Here is a 3,495-nt window from a genome sequence, read left to right as displayed (position 1 = left end):
CGGTTGTGAGGTCATCTCCTCGTCTGCGGTTCTCCTCGAACGGCAATACACGAAATTCGAAATGCGCTGAAAATGCCTGCACGGCAGGGTGCTCGTCGAGGCGGTGTGGCCGGTCGCCACGCTGCGCGGCGGATCCGTCGCTCGCTCGTCGCGACGATCTCGCTCAGGATAGAGCGCGCATGACGATGCGCGCCGCGCGCTCTAGTTCTGGATGGCCATGCGGCGGATGAGCGACACCGCGGCATCCGCGCCGAGCGCCGGCGTGAGCGTGACCGTCCGGGTCGGCGTCCACTGCGTTCCGTCCGACATCGAGTAGTTGACGTGCGCCGGATCCGACTGCCAGTAGACCGTGGGCTGATAGTTGCTGCCGACGACGGTCCCGAGGAGCGTCGGACCTGCCGGCACCGCCTCGAGGATCGGGGACGAGTTGTGGCCGAGGATCACGACGACGTGCCGCCCGTGCATCGGATCGATGACGTGGCGGAAGTCGGAGGGAAACGTGATCTGGGCCACCTGGAGAGTCTTGGTCGCGACGTCGGCGAAGCTCGCGAGAATCGTCGACGACATGCCGTCCTGCTGCAGGGAAGGAGCCTCGTACAGCGGGCTGTCGAGGATCGCGGGCCACTCGATCGTCTGGCTGCCGACGAGCTCGGGAAGATCGTAGATGGGAATGTCGGCGAGATTGAAGGTGCCGTTTTCGACGAAGATCGGCGCCAGGCGGGCCCGCGGGCGGATCGAATCTTCCCACCAGATCACCGAAATGATCGAGCGCAGCGAGTCGACTTCATTCCCGGCGGCGTCGAGGTCCTGAACCGTCTGGTGGGTGATCAGGATCTGCGGGTTGCTCGCGAAGCTGAAGATCCCGGACGGCAGCAGCTGGGCTCCGCTCCAGATTCCTTTCTGGAGAATCGCGAACTGGATCGAATTGATCACCTGCAGGCGATCGTTCCAGACGAGGACGAGCGAGTTCGACAGGGAGTCGTAGGCGAGGTCGAACTGGTTCTTGGGATCGCCGTTGGCGGTGCCGGGGATGATCCCCGACTGCGTCATGCCGGCCTGATCCCGGGAATCCCAGTGGATCACGAAGTCGGTCGGGGAAGCGAGCGTTCCGTTCGGTTCGAAGGACCCGTAGAGGCCCGACTGCACGTGGTAGAGCGTCCCGTCCGCGGTGAGGAGCGAGCGTTCCTCCGCGCCGGCGATCCCGGCGAGAGCCGCGAACGCGATTCCGAGGAGCGACGCGACGAGAGAGAAACGGCCCCGCTTCATGATGGTCTTCTCCTCACGCCCTCAGGTTGATCATCCCCACCACGTTCACCTGGTGGAGGAAGCCCTTGAGAGACGGGAAATCGGGATAGAACTTCGACAGCGCGTCGAAGTGCTGCTCGGCGTCGCCGCGACGCCCCACCTCGGAATAGATCTCGCCGAGGAGGTAGTGGGAGTTCTTGATCACCTTCTCCTGCCCGAACTCCTGGCCGAGCGCGAGCGCCTGGATCCCCCAGCGCTCCGCTTCGTCGTAGTGCTCGAGCTTCAGGTGCCCGAGGCAGAGATCGAGATTGGGGAACGTGGTGAAGGCGCGCGCCCCCATCGCGTCGAACTGGTTGAGCGCCCGTTCGACGATCGGAAGGCCCACCGACACCTCGTCGCAGGCGATGTAGACGTAGCCGATGTTGTCTTCCGCGACGGCGGTCTCCCGCGTCGTGTCCTGGTCGCAGTCCGAGTAGATCTCGACGGCCTCCCGGAACATCGGGAGCGCGGTCTGGAACCGGCTCTCGGAGAGCTCGAGGCTCCCGAGGAGATTGAGCGACACTCCCTTCAGGTACGCGTGCACGCCTTCGGCGCGGCCGATCGACATCTGCGCGTAGTTTCGCGCTTTCGCGTATTCCTTCCGGAGCTCGTGCGCGCAGGCGGCCGTGTAGGCGGCAAAGGCGCCGAGGCGGCCGTCCGGATGCCGGAGGACGACCTCCTTCAATGCGGCGAGATCGAAATCGTTGCGCTCCATCTCGACGAGCGTCGCGATCCGGTTGCAGAGGAAGAGGTCCTCCGTCTCACGGAGCTTCCAGGCACGCGCGAGCGTCAGGCCCTCGTCGAGGAGGAGGAGGGCGCGTTCGCAGTCGCCCTGCCACACGGCTTCTCGCGCCGTCCGGCGGAGGAATTCGAGATGCTTGCGGCGATCGCTCATCGTGGTTCGCGGATCTTCCAAATGTAACACCCGGGGGTCAGAAAGCAAGGGTAAACAAGACGTTATTCCCCAGCGTCGCCCTTTCGCTGCGACATCTTGAACCGGATGAAGTCCCGCACCTCGCGCCGCGCCTCGTCGTCGAGCGCGAGGAAATCCTTCCACAGCTGCCGGTCGTCGTCGGCGGTGACGGCGGCGCCGTCGTCGAAGAACGAGCCCATGTCGAGCTCGAAGACCGCGAGAATCTTGAACAGCGTGTCGAGTCCGACCTTGTATTCCCCTTTTTCCATGCGCGAGAGGTCCGATTGGAGGATCCCGATCTTCTCCGAGAGCTCGGTCTGGGTGAGGTTTCTCCCTTTCCGGAGCGCGCGGATGCGGGCGCCGACCTGATTCTGTCGCGAAAGGGAGAAATGCTGTTGCACCATATTTCCCGCCCCAATATAATCCGCCCCCTGTGAAAGTCAAGTCGGAGGGGCGCCGGGCGGGGAATTCGCTGTATCTGCTGTCCGAACTGGTCGTCCGCGACCTCCGGTCCCGTTACGTCGGATCGTTCCTCGGGCCCGTCTGGGCGCTCCTGGCGCCTCTCGCCTGGGTCGTCATCTACACGTTCGTTTTCTCGGTGGTTCTGAAGATCCCTCTCTCGGGCGAGCCGGCCGGGGTCGTTTTTCCGGAATATCTCCTCGCGGGTTTCATCCCGTGGCTCGCCGTCCAGGAAGGATTGATGCGCTCCTCCACGTGCCTGACGGACAACTCGGCGATGGTGAAGAAGGCGGTCTTCCCGAAGCAGACGCTCGTCGCGACCGTCGTGCTCTCCGCCGTCGTCAACGAGCTGATCGGGCTCTTCCTGTATTCCGCGTATCTCGCCTGGCGGGGACACTTCTCCCCGCGCTGGGCGGCTCTCGTCGTTCCGCTGCTCGCCGCCCAGATCCTCGCGACGTACGGGATCGGATGCCTGCTCGCCGGGCTGCAGGTCTTCCTGCGGGACACGGCGCAGGTGGCCGGTCTCGCCCTCGCGATGGTCGGTTTCCTCACGCCGATCTTCTATCCGGTCTCTTTCGTTCCGGTGCGTTTCCGCTGGGTCGTCTCCGCCAATCCGGTCGCCCACCTGATCGAAGGATTCCGGGACGCGCTCTTCCGCCACACGCTGCCGGGTGCCGGCTCGGCCGCGTTCCTGCTGGTATTCTCCGCCGCCGCGGCGATGCTCGGTTCACTCCTCTTCGTGAAGGCCGAACCGCATTTCGCCGATCTTCTGTGAGCCGATGAAAGGAGTATCGATGCAGCACCGGGTCAGCCGATGGACGGCGGTCTTCTGGGCGGGA

Annotated in this window: 4 protein-coding genes; 1 reads left to right on the top strand and 3 read right to left on the bottom strand. The window is 64.5% G+C overall.

Annotation, left to right across the window (positions count from 1 at the left end; translation table 11 throughout):
- Positions 1 to 201 precede the first annotated feature (201 nt).
- From VFS34_13540 to VFS34_13530, 3 genes are all read right to left on the bottom strand, one after another.
- Complete coding sequence (locus VFS34_13540; protein ID HET9795470.1) at positions 202 to 1,266, bottom strand: hypothetical protein; 1,065 nt, start codon at positions 1,264 to 1,266, stop codon at positions 202 to 204.
- Between the two features lie 13 nt (positions 1,267 to 1,279).
- Positions 1,280 to 2,179, bottom strand: a complete 900-nt coding sequence (locus tag VFS34_13535) for a hypothetical protein (protein HET9795469.1) — start codon at positions 2,177 to 2,179, stop codon at positions 1,280 to 1,282.
- 62 nt (positions 2,180 to 2,241) lie between these two features.
- Positions 2,242 to 2,598, bottom strand: coding sequence for a helix-turn-helix transcriptional regulator (locus VFS34_13530; protein HET9795468.1), 357 nt, complete (start codon positions 2,596 to 2,598; stop codon positions 2,242 to 2,244).
- Between the two features lie 32 nt (positions 2,599 to 2,630).
- Between VFS34_13530 and VFS34_13525 the strand changes: the two genes are divergently transcribed.
- Positions 2,631 to 3,431 (top strand): ABC transporter permease, encoded by an 801-nt coding sequence (locus VFS34_13525; protein ID HET9795467.1) that lies wholly within the window; start codon positions 2,631 to 2,633, stop codon positions 3,429 to 3,431.
- The last annotated feature ends 64 nt before the right edge of the window (positions 3,432 to 3,495 follow it).

It is taken from the genome of Thermoanaerobaculia bacterium (genome assembly GCA_035717485.1).
GTDB lineage: Bacteria > Acidobacteriota > Thermoanaerobaculia > UBA5066 > DATFVB01 > DATFVB01.
This window is presented reverse-complemented; position numbering and strand designations above follow the sequence as displayed.

Excerpts from the sequence above, each read along its gene's own strand:
- VFS34_13540 (HET9795470.1), bottom strand. The coding sequence starts at position 1,266 with ATGAAGCGGGGCCGTTTCTCTCTCGTCGCGTCGCTCCTCGGAATCGCG.
- VFS34_13535 (HET9795469.1), bottom strand. The coding sequence starts at position 2,179 with ATGAGCGATCGCCGCAAGCATCTCGAATTCCTCCGCCGGACGGCGCGA.